This is a genomic window from Telluria sp. BA11 (assembly GCF_056680305.1).
The window spans coordinates 1,592,026-1,611,207 of the sequence record NZ_CM155275.1; the positions used below are offsets into that span (position 1 = coordinate 1,592,026).

Here is a 19,182-nt window from a genome sequence, read left to right on the forward strand (position 1 = left end):
CAGCGAGATCATCCGGCGCCTAAGCGGCGCCGGTATCAGCCGGCATGCTCCAACACAGGCACCGGCGCCGTCACCATCGCCAGCCGCGCAATCGCAAACGTGTTGCGCCCCTTGTCCTTGGCTTCGTACAAGGCGCTGTCGGCCAGCTCGCTGATCGTCAGCGCCGTCACGCCCGGCGCGTCGGCCAGCGCAATGCCAATGGTCGCGCTCACTGAAATCGGCTGGGAGCCGACCATGAACGGTGCTTCCATCGTCTGCATGATCTTCTTGGCCACCAGCTCGACGTCGCGCGGCGAATTGACTTCGTCGAGCAGCACCGTGAATTCGTCACCGGCCAGGCGCGCCACCATGTCGGAGCTGCGCACCACCTTGCGCACGCGCCGCGCAAATTCGACCAGCACCATGTCGCCCACCGCGTGGCCGTAGGTATCGTTGATGCGCTTGAAGAAGTCGATGTCGAGATAGAACAGCGCAAAGGCGCGCTCGCGTTGCGGCGCACGTTCGACGGCTGCCTGCAGCGCCAGCTCGAACTGGCGCCGGTTCGGGATGCCGGTCAGCGCATCGGTGTGGGCCAGCGCATGCAGGTTGCGTTCGTGCATGCGTGCGGCGGTGGCGTCGGTCGTCAGGATATACACGCCCACCACTTCACCGTCGCGCAGATGTGGCAGGAAGGTCGAGTGGACGATGCGGATGTGCTTCTTGCGCACGATGTCATGCTCGCACTGCGAGGCCTTGCCCAGCCAGGCGTCGTCCAGCGCTTCCTTCTGCTGCAGGTAGAAGTCTTCGCCGAAGGCTTCGACCATGGTCTGGCCGACCACCTGCTCGGACGCCTTGCCAAGCCACGACTGATGCACCGCATTGGCGAACATGTAGCGGTGATCCTGGTCGAGGTGCGCGATCAGGACCGGCAGGTTGTCGGTAATCGTGCGCAGGCGCTCTTCGCTGTCGGCCAGGCGGTCGCGCGATGTCTTCAGTTCGGTGATGTCCTTCATCGCCACCACGGCGCCAAGGGTCTTGCCCTGGGCGCTGCGCAGCGGCCGGCCGCTGGCCAGCAGCGTGTACGGCGCGCGGCCGGCCGGTGCGATGACCATCGCGCCGTCGCGCACGACTTCGCCCTTGAGCGCGCGCACCAGGGGCACGTCGTCCATCGCCATCGGGGTCTGGCCGTCGCCGTGGTACAGCGAGTAGAACTGCGGCCATTCCGATGGCGCAATCGCCTTCAGGTCGTGACCATGCAGGGCGCGCGCCGTGCGGTTGAACAGCGTCAGGTTGCCGACGGCGTCGCAGGCGACCACGCCGACATCGATCGATTCGAGCACCGCGTCGATCAGTTCCTGTTTTTCTTCCAGCTGCTGCTGCGTGCGGATGCGCTCCGAGATGTCATTGACGAAGGCGCCGATGTAACGCGCGCCATTCCATTCGTGCGCCGCCACCGTCATCTGGATCGTGATCTGGCGCCCGCTCTGGGTCAGCGCCGGCAGTTCCACATTCTGGTTCAGGTACGGGCCGGCGCCGGTATCGAGCAGGCTGCGGATGTTCGCGTCATGCGCTTCGCGCTGCTGCGCCGGCATGACCAGATCGGACAACTGGCGGCCGCGCGCGTACTCGCCCGACCAGCCGAAGATGCGCTCGGCCGACGTGTTCCATGCCACCACCACGCCGTTGCTGTCAGCGCCGATGAAGCCGCTGAACGACGAGTCGATGATCGTGCGGTTCCAGGCTTCGCTCTCGCGCAGCAGCGCTTCGGCCGCTTCGCGTTGCGTCACTTCGTGCGACAGTTGCCCGACCTTGTCTTCCAGTTCGGCGGTGCGCGCGACGATGCGCGCTTCCAGATCGGTATTGAGCGACTTGAGCGCCTGCTCGGCGAGCATGCGCGCGGTGACCGCCTTCAGGTGATTGATTTCGATTTCGACCAGCCCGGCCAGGTCGGCCAGCACCTGGCGCTGCTCCTGGTTCAGGCGGCGCGGCGCGCGGTCGATGATGCACAGCGTGCCCACGGCTTCGCCATCGCTGTAGACCGGATGGCCGGCGTAGAAGCGGATATGCGGCTCGCCGGTCACCAGCGGGTTCTCGGCGAAGCGGGGATCCTGCGCCGCGTCCTCGATCACGAGCAGCGCGCGCGCCTGTACCGCGTGGCTGCAGAACGACAGCGAGCGCGGGGTTTCCGACGCTTCCAGGCCATGGTGCGACTTGAACCACTGGCGCTCCGCATCGATCAGCGACACCAGCGCAATCGGCACGTCGAACGTCATGGCGGCCAGGCGGGTAAAGCGGTCGAAGCGGGTCTCGGCAGGGGTGTCGAGAATCTGCAGTTCGGCCAGCGCGGCAAGGCGGGCCTGTTCAATTAACATTTGGCTGACGATGATAAAACCTCTTCCATGGTCCGGAGCGGAGACGACAAGGCAGGACGGCCCTGTCGACACGGCGCCGGGGATTGGGGGAGCCACATGAAATGGTAGCACGCAGTGCCGTGCGGAAACTACACGTTCCGTCCCGTGCGTCGCGTGGCGTTGACGTTTTTTTGACAACTTTTAGCGAGACATCGGTACAAAAGCACGCGCACAAGCCATGCGTGACCCGATGCAGCGCATTCTCGTCAGCACGCGTGACATGCGCGTGACATGCGCTGTCAGATGTCCAGGTGCGAGATCAGCAGCCGGCGCGCATCGATATCGCCCTGGTGGTCCGGGCTGCCCTCCCCTTGCGTGCCAAGGGAAATCCCGACCGACATGATGTCGATGAGGAGCAGTTGCAGGATGCGCGAAATCATCGACAGGAAGCTTGTGCTGTCCTCGCTGTGATCCACCGCCAGGCACACGCTGGCCTTTTTCGCCAGCGGCGAGCGGCTGGCCGTAATCGCAATAATGTCAGCGCCGCGTGCGCGCGCCGTGTCAACCGCCTCAAGCAGCTCGGGCAACTGCCCGCCGGTGGAGATGGCGATGACGACGTCGCCCGGCCCCAGCAAACCAGCCGCGAGGTTCAGCAGGTGCGAATCGCCATACGACGCCGCCGGGATGCGAAAACGAAAGAACTTGTGCTGGCCATCGAGCGCCACCGCGCGCGCATTGCCCAGCGCGTAGAACTCGACCCGGCGCGCGCCCCGCAGCAGTTCGATGGCGCGGTCGATCGCGTGCACGTCGAGCGCATCGCGAAACTTCAGGATCGCCGAGACCGTGTTGTCGATCACCTTGGCCGACAGGTCATGCGTGCTGTCGGTCATGCGCACCTGGCTGTGGCGCACGGGGATGGTGCCGGTCAGGCTGCCGGCGAACTTGAGCTTGAATTCGGCCAGGCCCTGGAAACCCAGCGAACGGCAGAAGCGGATCACGGTCGGCTGGCTCACGTCGGCCAGGCGCGCGATCTCGGCGATGGGCTCGGACAGCATCTTGCGCGGATGCTCGATCACGAGCGCGGCCACGCGCTGCTCGGCCGGCGAGAGCTCGTGCAGCAGTTGCTGCACACGGTCGGTGAGCGTGTTGGCGCCGCTGCGCCCGCGCAGGTGCTCGGACAGGATCGCCGAGACGCCGTACAGCGCCGGGTTGGGCGTCATGATGATGTAGGTCGGGATCTGGGCGATGTAGTCCCGAAAGCGCCCCTTGGCTTCGAAACGCGCACGAAATGGCGACTGCGCGAACCAGGCGCCCATGCGCGGCACGATGCCGCCGCCGATGAACATGCCGCCAAACGCGCCCAGCGTCACGGCCAGGTTCGCGGCCGCGCTGCCCAGCATGCCGGCGAAGGTTTCCAGCACCTCGAGGCACAGCGGATCGTGGGCATCAAGGGCGGCGCTGACGATGTCGGCGGTGCTGCGCGCCGGGGCATCCACGCCGTTGCGCTCGGCCAGCGCCCGGTAGATCAGTTCGATGCCCGGGCCGGAAATCAGGCGCTCGTTCGACACGTGCTTCCACTCGCGCCACGCGTACTGCAGGATCGCGAATTCGCGCTCGTCGCTCGGCGCGAAGTTGACGTGCCCGCCCTCGCTGCCGAGGGTGACGAAACCGTCAATGGTCGGGATCACACCCGAGACGCCAAGACCCGTGCCCGGTCCCAGCACGCCCGACACGGCATGCGTCTGCGGCGCGCCGCCGCCGATCTGCAGCAGGTCCTTCGGCTGGAAGCCCGGCAGCGCCATCGCCAGCGCGGTGAAGTCGTTGACGATCAACAGCGTCGACAGGCCCAGCGCGCGGCGCACGGCATCCGTCGAAAACTGCCAGTCACGGTTGGTCATGCGGATGAAATCGCCGCTGATCGGATTGGCCAGCGCAAAGGCGGCGTGGTGAATGCGCCCGCCCGGATGCTGTTCGAGGTAGGCGTGCAGCAGCGGGATGATGCCGTCGAAGTCATCGCACAACAGCACGGCAACCTGCCCCAGCACGCCGGGCGCGGTCTCCAGGCCCAGGCGCGCATGAGTGGCGCCGATGTCGGCCAGCAGGCGCGGGCCGTCGGCAAAGGCGGCGCGCGGGGGTTTGCTTTTTGGATCAGGGTCTTCCGTCATCGCGCAAGGATAGCATTAACCGAATGACAAAAGAATGGCCCCTGATCAGCGCACGAGCCCCTTGAGCAGCGCCTTGTGGAACTGTACCGGGTCCTGCATCTGCGGCGCGTGCCCCATCTCGGGGAAGGTCACCAGCACCGACCCCGGGATTGCCTTGCGCGTGGTCTCGGCCAGCACCTTGTAGTTGCCCAGTGTCGGGCGCACGTCAGCGGGCGCGGCGTCCTTGCCGATCGCGGTGGTGTCCTTCAAGCCCATGAGCAGGAAGGTCGGCGTTTTGATCAACGGGAATTCATGCACGACCGGCTGCGTGTAGATCATGTCGTAGATGAGCGCCGAATTCCAGGCCACGAGCTCCTTGCCCTTGCCACGGTACATCCCGGCCAGCATCTGCACCCACACTTCGTACTCCGGCTTCCACTGACCGTTGTAGTAGGTCGTGCGCTCGTACTCGCGCACGCGCTCGGCCGATAATTTCAGCTCGCGCTCGTACCACTGATCGACACCCAGCGACGGCACGCCCAGGTTCTTCCAGTCTTCCAGGCCGATCGGGTTGATCATCACCAGCTGGTCCGTCAGTTCGGGATACATCAGCGCGTAGCGCGTGGCCAGCATGCCGCCGGTCGAGTGGCCGATGATGATGGCCTTCTTTACGCCGATCGAGGCCAGGAGCTTGCGCGTGTTGTCGGCCAGTTGCTGGAACGTGTACTGGTAATGCTGCGGCTTGGTGGATTTGCAAAAGCCGATCTGGTCGGGCACCACGACGCGGTAGCCGGCCTCGCTCAATGCTTTCGTGGTGCCGGCCCAGGTCGCGCCGCAGAAGTTCTTGCCGTGCATGAGCACGACGGTGCGGCCGTTCGGGCTGGCCGGCTTGACGTCCATATAGGTCATCTGCAGATCGACGCGCTGCGACGTGAAACGGTATTGCTGCGTCGGTGCAGGGTAGGCGAATTCTTCGAGTTCGGCGCCGTAGACTGGTTCGGCGGCCGATTGCGCCTGCGCCGGGGCCAGCGCGAGGGCGAAACCGAGGCCCGCGATGGCGCGGGCGATGTGCGTAAAGTAGGACATGAAGGCGGGCAGACTGGCAGCCGAAAAGTGGACGGAACGGCCAGTCTACCCGGAACCCGGTCAGTCCTGCGCGATCAGCGCGACCTGTGCGGCGGTTGCGAACCGCACCTTGCCGTCCTTGACCACGGCGGTGTTGCCGGTGTACCAGTCGCGTACCGTGGCGCCGTCGTTGAAGACGCCCCCCACCGAAATGGCCACCGGCTGCTGCGTCGACAGGCCCAGCGCGACGACCACGCGGTCGCTCACGCCATTCTGTTCCCACGTGCGCTTGAACGTGTACGGGCTCGAGCCGATCATCTGGTGCTTGCCGGCGCCGACGGCCGGATGCGCGGCGCGGAAGCGCCCCAGGCGCGCCCAGTGCGCGCGGATATCGGCCACGCGGTGCAGGCCGCGCTCGGCGTTCGACGCCAGCTCGTCCCAGTTCATGAAGGTGCGCAGGTTGGCGTCGCCCTCGGCGCCATCGAACTTCAGGATGCGCGCCGTTTCGTCGCCGTAGTAGATCTGCGCCGCGCCCGGCGCCAGCAGCAGCTTGTTGGCCGACTCGAACGGCTGCTGGCGCAGCGGATCGAACGGGCTGCTGTCGTCGTGCGAGCTGATGTAGTTCAGCACCGAGAACCCTTTCATGTCGCCATGCAGGATGGTCGAGTATTCCGAGAATACCTGTTCGTACGGGCGCTTGGCGTCGCTGCGCAGGCTGAAACTGATCATGCTGTCGAAGCCCTGGTCCAGGTAGTCGACGAATTCGCCGCCGCCCAGGTCGAACTTGCGCGCGTGCTTGATCTCGTAGTTGTAGACCTCGGACACCATCCAGAACGGCTTCTGGTCGATGCTCTTGGCCGGGTTGGCGCGCTTCCAGTCCGCCAGCGCCAGGCTCGCTTCTTTTTTCAGTTCCTTCCACAGGCCAGGCTCGGTGTGCTTGACGGTATCGGCGCGGAAGCCATCGATACCGAACTTGCGCACCCAGTCGGCATGCCATTTCATCAGGTAGTAGCGCGGCGCGCGCGGGTAGCCGGTGCGCTTGAAGAAGGCGTCGAGCTCTTTCACTTCGCGCTCGTAGCGCCCTTCCTTCTTCCACTTGGCCACCAGATGCGGCGGCAGGTCGACCGGCTTGTCGCTGCCGGTCAAGAAGTCCGGCAGGTTCGCCACCAGCGTGCAGTCGACCGTCGTGCGCGCATCCTTGTAGGTGCAGGTGGGGCCGGTGCGCACCCACGACGCCGGCCAGACCTTGTCCTGCGGCGTGACGGGGCCCGTGTGGTTCATCACCACGTCGAACACGATGCGGATGCCATTGGCGTGCGCCGTGTCGACCAGCGTGCGCAGCTCGTCCTCGGTGCCAAATGCAGCGTCGAGCGCCGTGAAGTCCTTCGCCCAGTAGCCGTGGAAGGCGTAGCTCTTGCCAGTGCCTTCATCGGTCGCGCCGTGGATCTGTTCGATCACGGGCGTCAGCCAGATCGCATTCACGCCCAGGTCGGTGAAATACCCTTCCTTGATCTTGGCCGTGATGCCGGCGATATCACCGCCCATGAAACCGCGCAGCGGCGCTGCGTCGTCCTTGCGGCCATAGGCCTTGTCGTTGGCCGGGTTGCCGTTGTTGAAGCGGTCCGTCAGCAAAAAGTAGACGGTCGCGTTCTCCCAGACGAACGGCTTGGCGGCGGGCGCCGGGCCGGGCAGCTGGGCGCTGGCAGGGGCCATCGCGCCGAAGGCGAGCAGCATGGCGGAAGCAAGGACGGGTAGTTTCATGCGGGGTTCCTGTGTGGTGAAGGGGTCAGGTGACGACCGTGGGTTCGCTGCGGCCGGTGCGCTGGCGCAGATCGGACAGGCTCTCGGCCAGATCGATCAGGCCTTGCAGCGCGGCCTGCGTGTCGAGGTTGTGGTGCGCCGGATCGGCTTCGTAGCGTTCGAGGTAGACCCGCACGGTAGCGCCTTCGGTGCCGGTGCCGGACAGGCGGAACACGATGCGCGAGCCATCCGCCATGATGATGCGGATGCCCTGCCTGGTGGAGACCGAGCCGTCGACCGGGTCGGTATAGGCGAAATCGTCGGCCAGCGCGATCTGGTGGCCGGCCAGTGTCTGCCCTGACAGCTCTGGCAGGCGCGCGCGCAGCGCATCCATCATGGCGCCGGCAGCGCCGGCATCCACGGCTTCGTAATCGTGGCGCGAATAGTAATTGCGGCCGAAGCGCGCCCAGTGCGCCGCCAGCAGCTGTTCGACCGTCTGGCCGCGCACGGCCAGCAGATTGAGCCAGAACAGCACGGCCCACACACCGTCTTTTTCGCGGATGTGGAACGAGCCGGTGCCATAGCTCTCTTCGCCGCACAGCGTGACGAGACCGGCGTCCATCAGGTTGCCGAAGTACTTCCAGCCGGTGGGCGTCTCGAAGCAGGCGATACCCAGTGCTTCGGCCACGCGGTCGGCCGCCATCGACGTGGGCATTGAACGGGCGATGCCCTTGATGCCGCCCGCGTAACCCGGCGCCACGGTGGCGTTGGCCGCGATGATGGCCAGGCTGTCCGATGGCGTGACGGCGATGCCGCGCCCGACGATCATGTTGCGGTCGCCGTCGCCATCGGAGGCGGCGCCGAAGTCCGGCGCATCGGGCGCAGCCATCGCGGCGATCAGCTCGGCAGCGTTGACAGGGTTCGGGTCCGGATGCCCGCCGCCGAAGTCTTCGCTCGGCACGCCATTGACGACCGTACCGGCAGGTGCCCCGAGGATGCCTTCGAGGATCGTGCTGGCATACGGGCCGGCCACCGCGTGCATGGCGTCAAAGCGCATCCGGAAGCCGCTCGCGAACAGGCCGCGGATCGCATCGAAATCGAACAGGCGGCCCATCTGTTCGGCGTAGTCGGCCACCGGGTCGATCACCTCGATCTGCATGTTTTCCAGATGCGTGGTGCCCAGCACATCGAGGTCGACGGCCGCTGCGTCGCTGATGCGGTACTGCGTGATCGTCTGCGTGTGCGCGAAAATGGCGTCGGTGATTTTCTCGGGCGCCGGGCCGCCATTGTCGATGTTGTATTTGATGCCGAAGTCGCCGTCCGGGCCGCCCGGATTATGACTGGCCGACAGCACGATGCCGCCCTGGGCGCCGTGCTTGCGGATCACGCAGCTCACGGCCGGCGTGGACAGGATGCCGCCCTGCCCCACCAGCACGCGCTCGACGCCGTGCGCCGCCGCCATGCGCAGAATGGTCTGAACCGCCTCGCGGTTGAAGTAGCGGCCATCGCCGCCGACAACCAGGTGACGGCAGGCGCCTTCGCCCAGCGTCAGGAAGATCGACTCGACGAAGTTTTCAAGGTAGCCGGGTTGCTGGAACTCGGTCACTTTCTTGCGCAGGCCCGATGTGCCGGGCCGCTGGCCGGCGAACGGGGTGGTCGCGACGGTCTGGATGGTCATGCTCTACTCCTGTCAATGTAAGCGTTCACAACACCGCCGGACAGAGCCGGACAATGTTGATAAAACGTTACGATACGACAGACGCCGGATTCAAGGCGCGCACGCGCGCACCGTGTACTCCTGACGTCACACGGCAGCGCGTACCGGCGCCGCCTTGTCCGTCACCAGCAGGGTCAGCAGCGCGGCGATGAGCATGCAAACGCCGCCCAGCACGAGCGTCAGCACCGCGTGACCATCGAACAGGTGCTTGGTCACGAAACCCAGCAGCAGGCCGCTGACGATCTGCGGAATCACGACGAAGAAGTTGAACAGGCCCATGAAGTAGCCCATGCGCTTGGCGGGCAGCGAGCCGGCCAGGATCGCGTACGGCATCGTCAGGATCGAGGCCCACGCAATGCCGATGCCGATCATCGGCACGACCAGCATGTTCTTGTCGGTGATGAGGAATACGCTGGCCAGGCTCAGGCCACCGATGGTCAGGCACGTCGCATGGACGATCTTGCGGCTGGTCATGCGGGCAAACACAGGCAGGATGAAGGCAGCCAGTGCCGACACGCCGCTGTAGACGGCGAACATGATGCCGACCCAGCTGCCGGCGTCCTGGTACGCAGTTGACTGCGCGTCGGTGGTGCCGTAGACGCTGTCGGCAATGGCGGTGCCGGTATAGATCCACATCGCGAACAGCGCGATCCAGGTGAAGAACTGCACGAACGCCAGTTGGACCATCGTGCGCGGCATCTTGCCAAAGCCGCCGAAGATCTCGGCAATGGCCACGCCCACGCTGCGCGAGGCGGCGCGTTCCTTGTTGAACGCTTCCATGTCGGGCGGCGGCAGCTCGTCGGCGGACACCACGGTCCAGGTCACGGCCAGGAAGAACACGAGGCCACCGGCATAGAACGAGTAGCGCACGGTGTCGGGGATCACGCCGCCGATGACGGCGTTCGACACGCCCATGCTTTCAAAGAACGTCGGCAGGAGCGAGGCGATGACCGCGCCGCAACCGATAAAGAAGGTCTGCATCGCATAGCCGGCCGTCTGCTGCGACGGATCGAGCTTGTCGCCGACAAACGCGCGGAACGGCTCCATCGACACGTTGATCGCGGCGTCCATCATCCACAGCACGGCCACGGCCATCCACAGCGCGGTGGAATTGGGCATCAGGAACAGCGCGATGGCGGCCAGCACGGCGCCGATGAAGAAGAACGGCCGGCGGCGGCCCCACTTCGGATGCCAGGTATTGTCGCTCAGGTAGCCGACGATCGGCTGGATCAGCAGGCCAGTGACGGGCGCAGCGAGCCAGTACAGGGAAAAGTTTTCGGGGTCGGCGCCAAGGGTGGCGAAGATGCGGCTGGTGTTCGCGTTCTGCAGTGCAAAGCCGAACTGGATGCCGAAGAAACCGAAGCTCATGTTCCACAGCTGCCAGAACGACAGGCGTGGTTTGAGCACGGTCGATTGCATATCCATGTGTGTCCCCAATCTGGCCCGACACGGGAGCGGGCGCTGTTATGTGAATGCGCGGCGCACTGGTGGTGCGCGCCGTTGATGCGGAGGCGTGCCGGAACAGACAACAATCCTGCCAGCGTATCTGTAGCAAAATAACATGGGGGTATCGGGGTGTCAATCGTGGAGATCTCATAGTGAGATCGGTGAGACACCTGCGGAACATGTAGCGTTTTGTAGTCAAACAACATGAGCAAGAGCGCCCGTTATTCGACGTGCAAATGCGAAAACGTCGCTCCTGCTTGCGCGGGAACGACGTTTTTCAGCTTATGGTGAGACGATCAGTCCCTGTTGCCCTCGCCCTTGCGATGCGGCTTCTTGCCCGGCATCGGCTTGTCCGTCACGCGGCGGTCGGCGCCGCTTTTCGTGAACGGCTTCTTGGCGCCGGCGGCTGGCACGGCTGGCGTTTCGCCATCACGCGTGATCGACAGCTGGCGGCCGGCGACCCAGATCGACTTGAGCTGCGTAAACAGCTCGGCCGGCATGTCCGATGGCAGGTCGAGCGTCGAGTAATCGTCATAGATTTCGATGCGGCCGATCTGCTTCGACGGGATGTTCGCTTCGTTGGCGATCGCGCCGACGATATTGCCCGGCTTGGCGCCGTGGGCAAAGCCCACTTCGATGCGGAAGGTGGCCATGCCTGGCTCAGGGTCGCGCATGACGCGCTCTTTCTTGAAGCCTGGCTCGCGTGCAGGGCGTGCCGGACGCTCTTCCCAGTCACCGCGCGGCTCGCGTGGTGCACGCTCGTGGCTGCCGCCAAATTCGCGCTGCGACGGCATGCTTTCAGGACGCACGTCGCGGTCAGGCTTGGTCAGCAGCAGCGGCTCGTCGCCACGTGCCATCTTGGCCAGGGCCGCAGCGATGTCGATCGCCGGCACGTTGTCGTCGCGCTCGACGTCCTCGATCAGCGCGCGGAACACTTCGAGGTTGCCTTCGGCCAGCGTGGCGCGGATCTGGTCCTTGAAGCGCGTCATGCGCACTTCGTTGACGGCCTTGACAGTCGGCAGCTCGAGTGGCGACACCGGCTGGCGGGTCGTGCGCTCGATCAGCTTGAGCAGGCTACGCTCGCGCGGGGTGATGAACAGGATCGCTTCGCCGCTGCGGCCAGCACGGCCGGTACGGCCGATGCGGTGGGTGTAGCTCTCTGGGTCCGACGGCACGTCGTAGTTGATGACGTGGCTGATGCGCTCGACGTCCAGGCCGCGCGCGGCAACGTCGGTCGCGACCAGGATGTCGATCTTGCCCTTCTTGAGGTTATCGATCGTGCGCTCGCGCTGCTGCTGGGCGATGTCGCCGTTGATGGCAGCGGCGGAGAAACCGCGCGCCTGCAGCTTGGTCGCCAGTTCTTCGGTGCCCAGCTTGGTGCGCGCGAAGATGATCATGCCGTCGAAGGCTTCGGCTTCGAGGATGCGGGTGAGCGCGTCGAGCTTGTGCATGCCGGCCACCAGCCAGTAGCGCTGGCGGATATTGTCGGCGGTGCCGGTCTTGGCCGCGACCGTGATCTCTTGCGGCTCGCGCAGGTAGGTCTTGGCGATGCGTTTGATCGCTGGCGGCATGGTGGCCGAGAACAGCGTGGTCTGGCGCGTGGCCGGGGTCTTTTGCAGGATCTGTTCGACGTCGTCGATGAAGCCCATGCGCAGCATTTCATCGGCCTCGTCCAGCACGAGGGTGGTCAGCTTCGACAGGTCGAGCGAGCCCTTCTGGATGTGATCGATGACGCGGCCTGGCGTGCCGACGACGACGTGCACGCCGCGGCGCAGCGACGACAGTTGCGGGCCGTAGCTCTGGCCGCCGTAGATCGGCAGCACGTGGAAGCCCTTGATGTGGGCAGCGTAGCTCTGGAATGCTTCGGCGACCTGGATCGCCAGTTCGCGCGTCGGCGCCAGCACCAGCGCCTGCGGCGCGGTCTGCTTGACGTCGATGTTCGACAGGATTGGCAGTGCGAAGGCGGCGGTTTTACCGGTACCGGTCTGCGCTTGTCCCAGCACGTCGCGCCCTTCCAGCAACAGGGGAATGGTGGCTGCCTGGATCGGCGACGGCGTTTCGTATCCGACGTCTTTCAATGCTTTCAGGACAGGCGCCGAAAGATTGAGGTCGGAAAACGATGGGATTGGGGTGTCTGACATAGAGGAAGTTGCTCTTATTAAGTAAGTACGAATGCGACAGTTTACACCGTTGCTTCGTTGGGGGCGCTAAATACAATGGACCGGGCGGCCGAAACCACAGAATCCGAACAATGAAAAATGCCCTTGCAGGCACACCTGCAAGGGCATTGGCGATCGCGACAGCGCCCCGTTGGGTGGCGCTACCTTCGCTTGATACCGGATTACAGCTTGTAGTTCAGGCCGAACAGCATCTGGCGGCCATACTTGGCATAGCCGCGCGGACGGTCTTCGGTACCAGCGTAGCTGCGGAAGGCGGTGTCGGTCAGGTTGTTGACCTGGAACAGCACGGACAGACCTTCGACTTGCTTGAAGTCATAACCCAATTGCAGGTCGACTACTTTATCAGCTTTTACGTAAGTCAGCTCGGTTGCACCACCAATTCCGCCGATTTCACCCACAAAATCGCTGCGATAACGCTGGCTGATACGTGCCGAGAAGCCATCTTTCTCGTAATACGCCGTGAAGTTGAACACGCGCTTGGACAGGCCTGGCAGCGGAATCGCGACATTGCCGAAGCGCTGGTCAAGAATCGAGATTTCGCTGTTGGTGAACGAGGCGTTGGCGGTGATGCCGAAACCGTCGAGCATTGGGTGGATCATGTCCAGCGGCGTCGATGCAGCAAACTCCAGACCACGCAGGCTACCGCCCTCGCCGTTACGCGGCTGGGTGATGGTACCGATGTTGGTCAGGGCGCCCTGCAGGTTGAACTCCGAGAAGTCACGCGGCACGGTCACGCTGTAGATGTACGAGGACAGGTCCTTGTAGAAACCAGCGGCCGAGATATAGCCCTTGTTGCCGAAGTACTTTTCGTACGACAGGTCGACCTGCTTGGCGCGCCATGGATCGAGCTGCGCATTGCCGCCGTTACCGTATGGGGTGCCGGTGGTCTGGGCGGTCAGGCCCACTTCCAGCGCCGCGTTCAGCTGGTTCAGCTTGGCGCGGGCCAGCGTCTTGCCGGCGCCGAAGCGCAGGAATTGCTGGTCAGGCAGGCTCCATGCCAGGTTGATGCTTGGCAGGTAGTCGGTGTACTTCTTGCCGTCGGTCAGTGGCACCAGATCGGCGAATGGCCAGGCCCGCAGCGTGTTCGCGGTCGAGCTCTGGTCGGTTTCGATGACTTGCATGCCAATATTGCCGCGCAGTGGCATCGACATCAGCTCGGTGTCGATGTTCAGCTTGGCGTAGCCGGTCTTGACCTTCTCTTCGATGGTCCAGTTCTTGGTCGCGCCCCATGGCACCAGCACGGCTGGCGTGAATGGGCCGAAGTTGTTGGCCAGCACGCCGTCGATGTCCCAGCTCAGGCTGTTCTGCAGGCCGTACAGCGCTTGCGAATCGTTCAGCACATTGGCGCCGAAGGTGCCGTTGCCGATCTTCGAGAAGCCCGTTTCCAGGTGTGCTTTTTCCTTTTCGCGCTTCGAGTAGTTGAAGCCGACTTCCATGCTGCTGAAGTGTGCATTGTCGAACTTGCGCTCGATGCTCGTGCGGAACGAGGTCATCTTGTCGGTCATGTTCGGGGCATTGACATAGCCTTCGCCGAACTGGCCGCCGATGGCGAGCTGGGACGGATCGTCGTAGGTGCCCGACAGGCCCAGCACAGGAATCGTGCCACCGTTGTAGCTGTAGTTCAGCGTCTGGCGCGCAGCGCGGCCGGCGTTGATCTCGATCAGCTGTTCCTTGTGGTCAGCCTTCGAGCGGCTGATGTCGACGATGCCGACCCAGTCGCCCGTCGTGTAGCGGTTGTTCCAGCCGAAGGCAGTCAGCTTGTCGTCGCGCGTCAGGCGGTTGTTGCGCACGACCGGATTGACGTTGTTGGCAGTGCCGCTGATCATCGTGCCGTTGACGACGGTCGGGTTCGAGAAACGCACTTCGCCGTCGTCCTTGAGCGGCATTTCGATGCCGCGGCGAATTTCTTCCTGGTCGAAACGCGAGTGGTAGACGTCGAAGGTCGAGCTGAAGTTGCGGTTAGGACGCCATTCGAGCACACCCATCAGGCCATCGCGCACCTGGTTGCCGGTCGTGGCGATCGACTTCATGCCCTTCGGCACTTTGACGGTCGAGCCTGGCACGACATTGGTGTCGTCCACCCAGTCCCACGTTTCGAACTGTTCGCCGACGTTCGGCTTGTCCTGGCGGGCGTAACCGATGGCCACACCGAGCGTGCGGTTGGCGAACTGGTCGATGTACGACGCGCTGACGCGGCTGCCGGTGTCGGGCGAGCCGGCGCTGATTTCGCCTTTGGAATTCTTTTCACCGCGCACATTGACGGTGACGACGCGTTCGCGCAGCGACAGCGGCTTGATGGTCTGCAGGTCGACCGTGCCCGACAGGCCCTGGCCGATCACGGCGGCGTCGCCGGTTTTATACACGGTGACGGCGCTGATCAGTTCGGATGGGTACTGGTCGTATTCGACGGTACGGTCCGAGCTGGTGGTGACTTGTTCGCGGCCGTTGAGCAGCGCGGTCGACAGGTCGCCCGAGGTGCCGCGGATGCTGATCGACTGGGCCTGGCCGTTGACGCGCTGCGCCGACAGACCCGGCAGGCGGGCCAGCGATTCGGCGATCGACACGTCCGGCAGCTTGCCGATGTCTTCCGACGAAATGGCTTCGACGATACCAGTCGATTCGCGCTTGACGGCAATGGCGTCCTCGATGGCGCGGCGGATGCCGGTCACGGTGACGGTAGCAACTGGCACATCGGTTGCGGCGGTGTCAGTCGTCGTGGCGGTTTGCGCCTGCGCGCTGCCGGCCATGATGGTGACAAAGATGGCGCACCCGGCGGCCACTGGGCTCAGCTGGAACGCGGAACGCTTGTTGGCGAAAGTTTTCATGATCTCCTCAGAACGACGTAATTTCCCTAGAGCAGCTTTCGACCGCATGTTCGGGACTTTGTTATGACACGCCTCAACATCAACGCTCGGCGGGATTCTGTATTAAAACTAGATGCACTGTCAACGGGAGTTGGTTTCAAACGAACTCGGGTCATCCATTGACACGATATTCAATGAAAACAATGACTTATTAACTGATGAGCAGCTCACGTGTGGTTTTTAACGCGTGTAGTTGGGCTACAAACGCTCTAAAAAGCAACGGTTTATGCTTGATTGCACCGAATCAGTGCGCAGGATGTAGTAAAACAATCAGCCCCTGAAAGCCAGGTTGTAACTTCACTACATGAATTTTGTATTTTTACAACAGACCAAAAAAATCCCCGGCAGCCTTTCAGCTGTCGGGGATTGCTTGACGCGGATCGAAGGCTGCTACGCAGCCTCGCCGGTCATCAGAACTTGTAGTTGGCGCCGAACTGGTAGGTGCGGCCGTAGTCGACGCGACGGGTAATCGAATCGCTGCTGTTCGTGTACTCCTGGTACGGCGCATTGTTCCAGTTGTTGGCCTGTGCAAACACCGACAAACCTTTGGCGAAGCCCGACTGGATTTCATACGACAGCTGGAAGTCGACGATCGTCTCGCCCTTCACGAACGTGTACTGCAGCGTATCCGAGAAGTCCGGCGACTGGCCCAGGAAGTCCGAACGCTTGCGCGCTGCAGCAGCGATCTGGAAGCCGTACTTTTCGTAGTACACGCGCAGGTTGCTGACCTTGCGCGACAGGCCTGGCAGCGGGATCGATTGCGCCGAGGTCTGGACGTTGCCAAAGCCCAGGGCCGGGATATCGATCGCCGAGCTGGTGAACGAGTGGTTGGCCATGATGCCGAAGCCGTCCAGCCAGTCGCTGACCATATTCAGCGGAATGTTCACCGCCAGCTCGTAACCCTTGATGTTGCCGCCTTCGCCGTTTTCAGGACGGTTCAGCACGCCAACGGTCGAGCCGGCGAAGTCGCCGGTGGTCGGCAGCGGCGTGGTCGAGGTCGTCCATGGCGCGAAGTCGTATTCCGACGGCGTGCGCAGGATGAACGTGTCGAGCTTCTTGTAGAACACGGCTGCGCTGACATAGCCCTTCTTCGCGAAGTACTTTTCATACGACAAGTCGAACGCCTTCGCCTTGAACGGCTTGAGGCCCGGGTTACCGCCGCCACCGCTGATGAACGGGTTGGTCACGCCGGTGTTCACGCCAAAGCCGATGCCGCCGCGCAGGTCGTCCAGGTTCGGACGCGACAGCACTTGCGCCAGACCCATGCGCAGCACCTGGTCATTCTTCAGGTCGAACGACAGGTTCAGGCTTGGCAGCACATCCCAGTAGCTGACGCTGTCGACGACGCGCACGGCCGGGCACGCATCGGCCGTTTCGCCGGTGCAGTTGCCGCTGTTGTAGCCGCCGCCCGTCTGCTTCGTGTGCACGAATTGCGAGCCGACGTTACCGCGGTATTCAAAGCCAAACAGCTCGCCGTTCAGGTCGCCCATCAGGTAAGCGGTCTGGACCGTTTCCTTGACATCCCAGAACTTGGTCAGGATGTCGGCGTTGACCTTCGTGGCCAGCTGGTACACGGTGCCGAGCGAGCCGGACGGATTCCACGTAGCGATCGGAAGGCCAGTGGTGCCGGCAACGCCGGTACCCGTGCCCGGCATCGTCTGCGCGGCGAACTGGGCGCCGCCCAGGATCTCGAGGCGGCCTTCTTCGCCGCTGCGCGCTTTTTCGCGGTCGGTGAAGTTGTAGCCGAACTGCACGGCCGACATCGGGCCCCACTCCACCGGACGCTTGGCGTTCAGGCGGATTGCCTTGAGCGTGTCTTCCACGTACGGCTGGGCCAGGTAACCGGCTTGCGGCAGGATGTTGGTAGCAGTGCCCGACCAGCCGTTCACGTCGGTCAGTTGCGCAACCGCGCGGTCCGAGTAGTTCAGGCCAGTGCGCCAGGCGACGTCGGTGAAATTGCCGCCGTTGAAGCCCGTCCACGAGATCGTGTCCAGCGGATTTGCATTGCCCGGCAGGCCGGCGGTGGTTTCGTAGCGCGCGCTCAGCTTGGTCGCTTTCGACCAGGTAATGTCGGCGCTGGTGCTCCACTCACCCAGCTTCAGTTCGTTCTTCCAGCCGACCGTCTTCAGGTCGTCTTCCGACGTCTCGACGTGGTTACGCACCACGCCCTTGTAGTTGGTCAGCGTGCCGCTGGTGGCGACACCGTTCTGCACGACGACGTTCTGCAGCACGCCGGCCGGGTCATACAGGCCCGACGTGTTCGAGCCGACTGCGCCTTCGAAACCGCTGCGCTTCAGGCCTGTCTCGCCAGCCGAATAGAACAGGTCGAGGGTCGAGCGGAAATCGCGGTTCGGACGGAACTGCAGCGACATGAAGGCGCCGTCACGCTTGTGCGACGTCGATTCGGTGTCGGCGGTAAAGCCCAGCGGCACCAGCACATTTTGGCCATTGAATGGCAGGGCTGCCGTGTTGCCGCCCCAGGCGTCGAACTTGCGCTGCTCGCCGCCGGTTTCGTCGTACGACGTGATGCCCAGCGCGATGCCGAACTTGCGGTCGGCGAACTGGTCGATGTACGAGAACGAGACGCGGTCGCCGCTGCCTTCTTCGGCAGTGCGCACACCCAGACGGCTGCGCTTGTAGTTGGCAGCAATGACGCGCTTGCCGAAGTCCAGCGGCTGCACGGTTTTCAGGTCGATCGTCGCGGCCAGGCCCTGGCCGATGACGCTCGCGTCCGGCGTCTTGTAGATCACGACGCCGCCCATCAGCTCGGATGGGAACAGGTCGAATTCAGGATTGCGGGCATTGCCGGTCGAGGCCATTTCGCGGCCGTTGAGCAGCGTGCCATTGAAGCTTGGCGACAGGCCGCGCACCGAGATTTCCGATGCACGTCCCGAACCGCGGCTGCGCTGGGCGGTCACGCCCGGCAGGCGGGCAATCGATTCGGCAACCGATGTATCCGGCAACTTGCCGATGTCTTCAGCCGAGATCGCCTCAACGATCGAATTCGAATTGCGCTTGATCGAAATGGCCGCTTCGATGCCGGTACGGATGCCGGTCACGGTCACTTTCGAGACGGCGCCGTTCGGGAACGCGGTGGGCGCGGCGGCCGGTGCTTCAGCCGGCGTCTGCACCGTGGCGGCAGCCACGGGCGTGTTCGGTGCGACGGGGGTGGCTTCTTCGCTGCCCGAGGCTTGCGCATACGCGTTACCTGCCAGGACCGACAGCAGCACGGCGCAACCGGCGGCGAACGGGTTCAACGGGAATGCAAAAGTGGCTGCAGTACGGCGACGGGCCTGGGTGGCCCGGGTAGCGGTGGCGTTCATGTGTCTCCTCGGTTTTTCTTAACTGCTGGTCACGACTCTGTACTAAAACTAGAGCCTGAACAGGGCAGCAATGTGTGGCGAGGATCATGGCATGCTTTGCACGACAACAACATTGTGCACGTTGTACTTGGGCTACACATTTGCGGGGTTTTCAGGCCCTCTATACGACTTTCGCACCGGATCTGAAGGCAATCTGAAGGTTGCGCCATCCTGCGCCTATGTAGTCGGGGTGAAATCGAATCCGCCCCGCATGATTGTTGGGCCGCAGGGTTTATAGTAACCTTCCATCAACACAACAATTACCGGCCCCGCGTTCCACCGTTGACATGCAGACCCTGTAGTCCAACTACGTCAGCAATATCGCGACTGGCAC

Annotated in this window: 9 protein-coding genes; all 9 read right to left on the minus strand. The window is 63.6% G+C overall.

The window, feature by feature from the left end:
- Positions 1-35: 35 nt before the first annotated feature.
- The gene (locus tag AC1MGT_RS07005) at positions 36-2,351 is read right to left on the minus strand and encodes a sensor domain-containing diguanylate cyclase (RefSeq protein ID WP_499503574.1); all 2,316 of its coding nucleotides are present in this window, start codon (positions 2,349-2,351) and stop codon (positions 36-38) included.
- A gap of 278 nt (positions 2,352-2,629) precedes the next feature.
- Positions 2,630-4,495 carry a glucokinase gene (locus AC1MGT_RS07010; protein ID WP_499503575.1) on the minus strand — a complete coding sequence of 622 codons (1,866 nt, stop codon included), beginning with the start codon at positions 4,493-4,495 and terminating at the stop codon, positions 2,630-2,632.
- Between the two features lie 45 nt (positions 4,496-4,540).
- The gene (locus AC1MGT_RS07015; RefSeq protein ID WP_499503576.1) at positions 4,541-5,560 is read right to left on the minus strand and encodes an alpha/beta fold hydrolase; all 1,020 of its coding nucleotides are present in this window, start codon (positions 5,558-5,560) and stop codon (positions 4,541-4,543) included.
- 60 nt (positions 5,561-5,620) lie between these two features.
- On the minus strand, positions 5,621-7,300 hold the full coding sequence (locus AC1MGT_RS07020; RefSeq protein ID WP_499503577.1) for an alpha-amylase family glycosyl hydrolase: 1,680 nt from the start codon (positions 7,298-7,300) through the stop codon (positions 5,621-5,623).
- 25 nt (positions 7,301-7,325) lie between these two features.
- Complete coding sequence (locus AC1MGT_RS07025; protein ID WP_499503578.1) at positions 7,326-8,957, minus strand: alpha-D-glucose phosphate-specific phosphoglucomutase; 1,632 nt, start codon at positions 8,955-8,957, stop codon at positions 7,326-7,328.
- A 126-nt stretch (positions 8,958-9,083) separates the two neighbouring features.
- Positions 9,084-10,421, minus strand: a complete 1,338-nt coding sequence (locus tag AC1MGT_RS07030; protein WP_499503579.1) for an MFS transporter — start codon at positions 10,419-10,421, stop codon at positions 9,084-9,086.
- Positions 10,422-10,738: 317 nt separating this feature from the next.
- Positions 10,739-12,583, minus strand: coding sequence for a DEAD/DEAH box helicase (locus tag AC1MGT_RS07035; RefSeq protein ID WP_499503580.1), 1,845 nt, complete (start codon positions 12,581-12,583; stop codon positions 10,739-10,741).
- A 200-nt stretch (positions 12,584-12,783) separates the two neighbouring features.
- Complete coding sequence (locus AC1MGT_RS07040) at positions 12,784-15,447, minus strand: TonB-dependent receptor (RefSeq protein ID WP_499503581.1); 2,664 nt, start codon at positions 15,445-15,447, stop codon at positions 12,784-12,786.
- 449 nt (positions 15,448-15,896) lie between these two features.
- Complete coding sequence (locus AC1MGT_RS07045; protein WP_499503582.1) at positions 15,897-18,809, minus strand: TonB-dependent receptor; 2,913 nt, start codon at positions 18,807-18,809, stop codon at positions 15,897-15,899.
- Between the last annotated feature and the right edge of the window lie 373 nt (positions 18,810-19,182).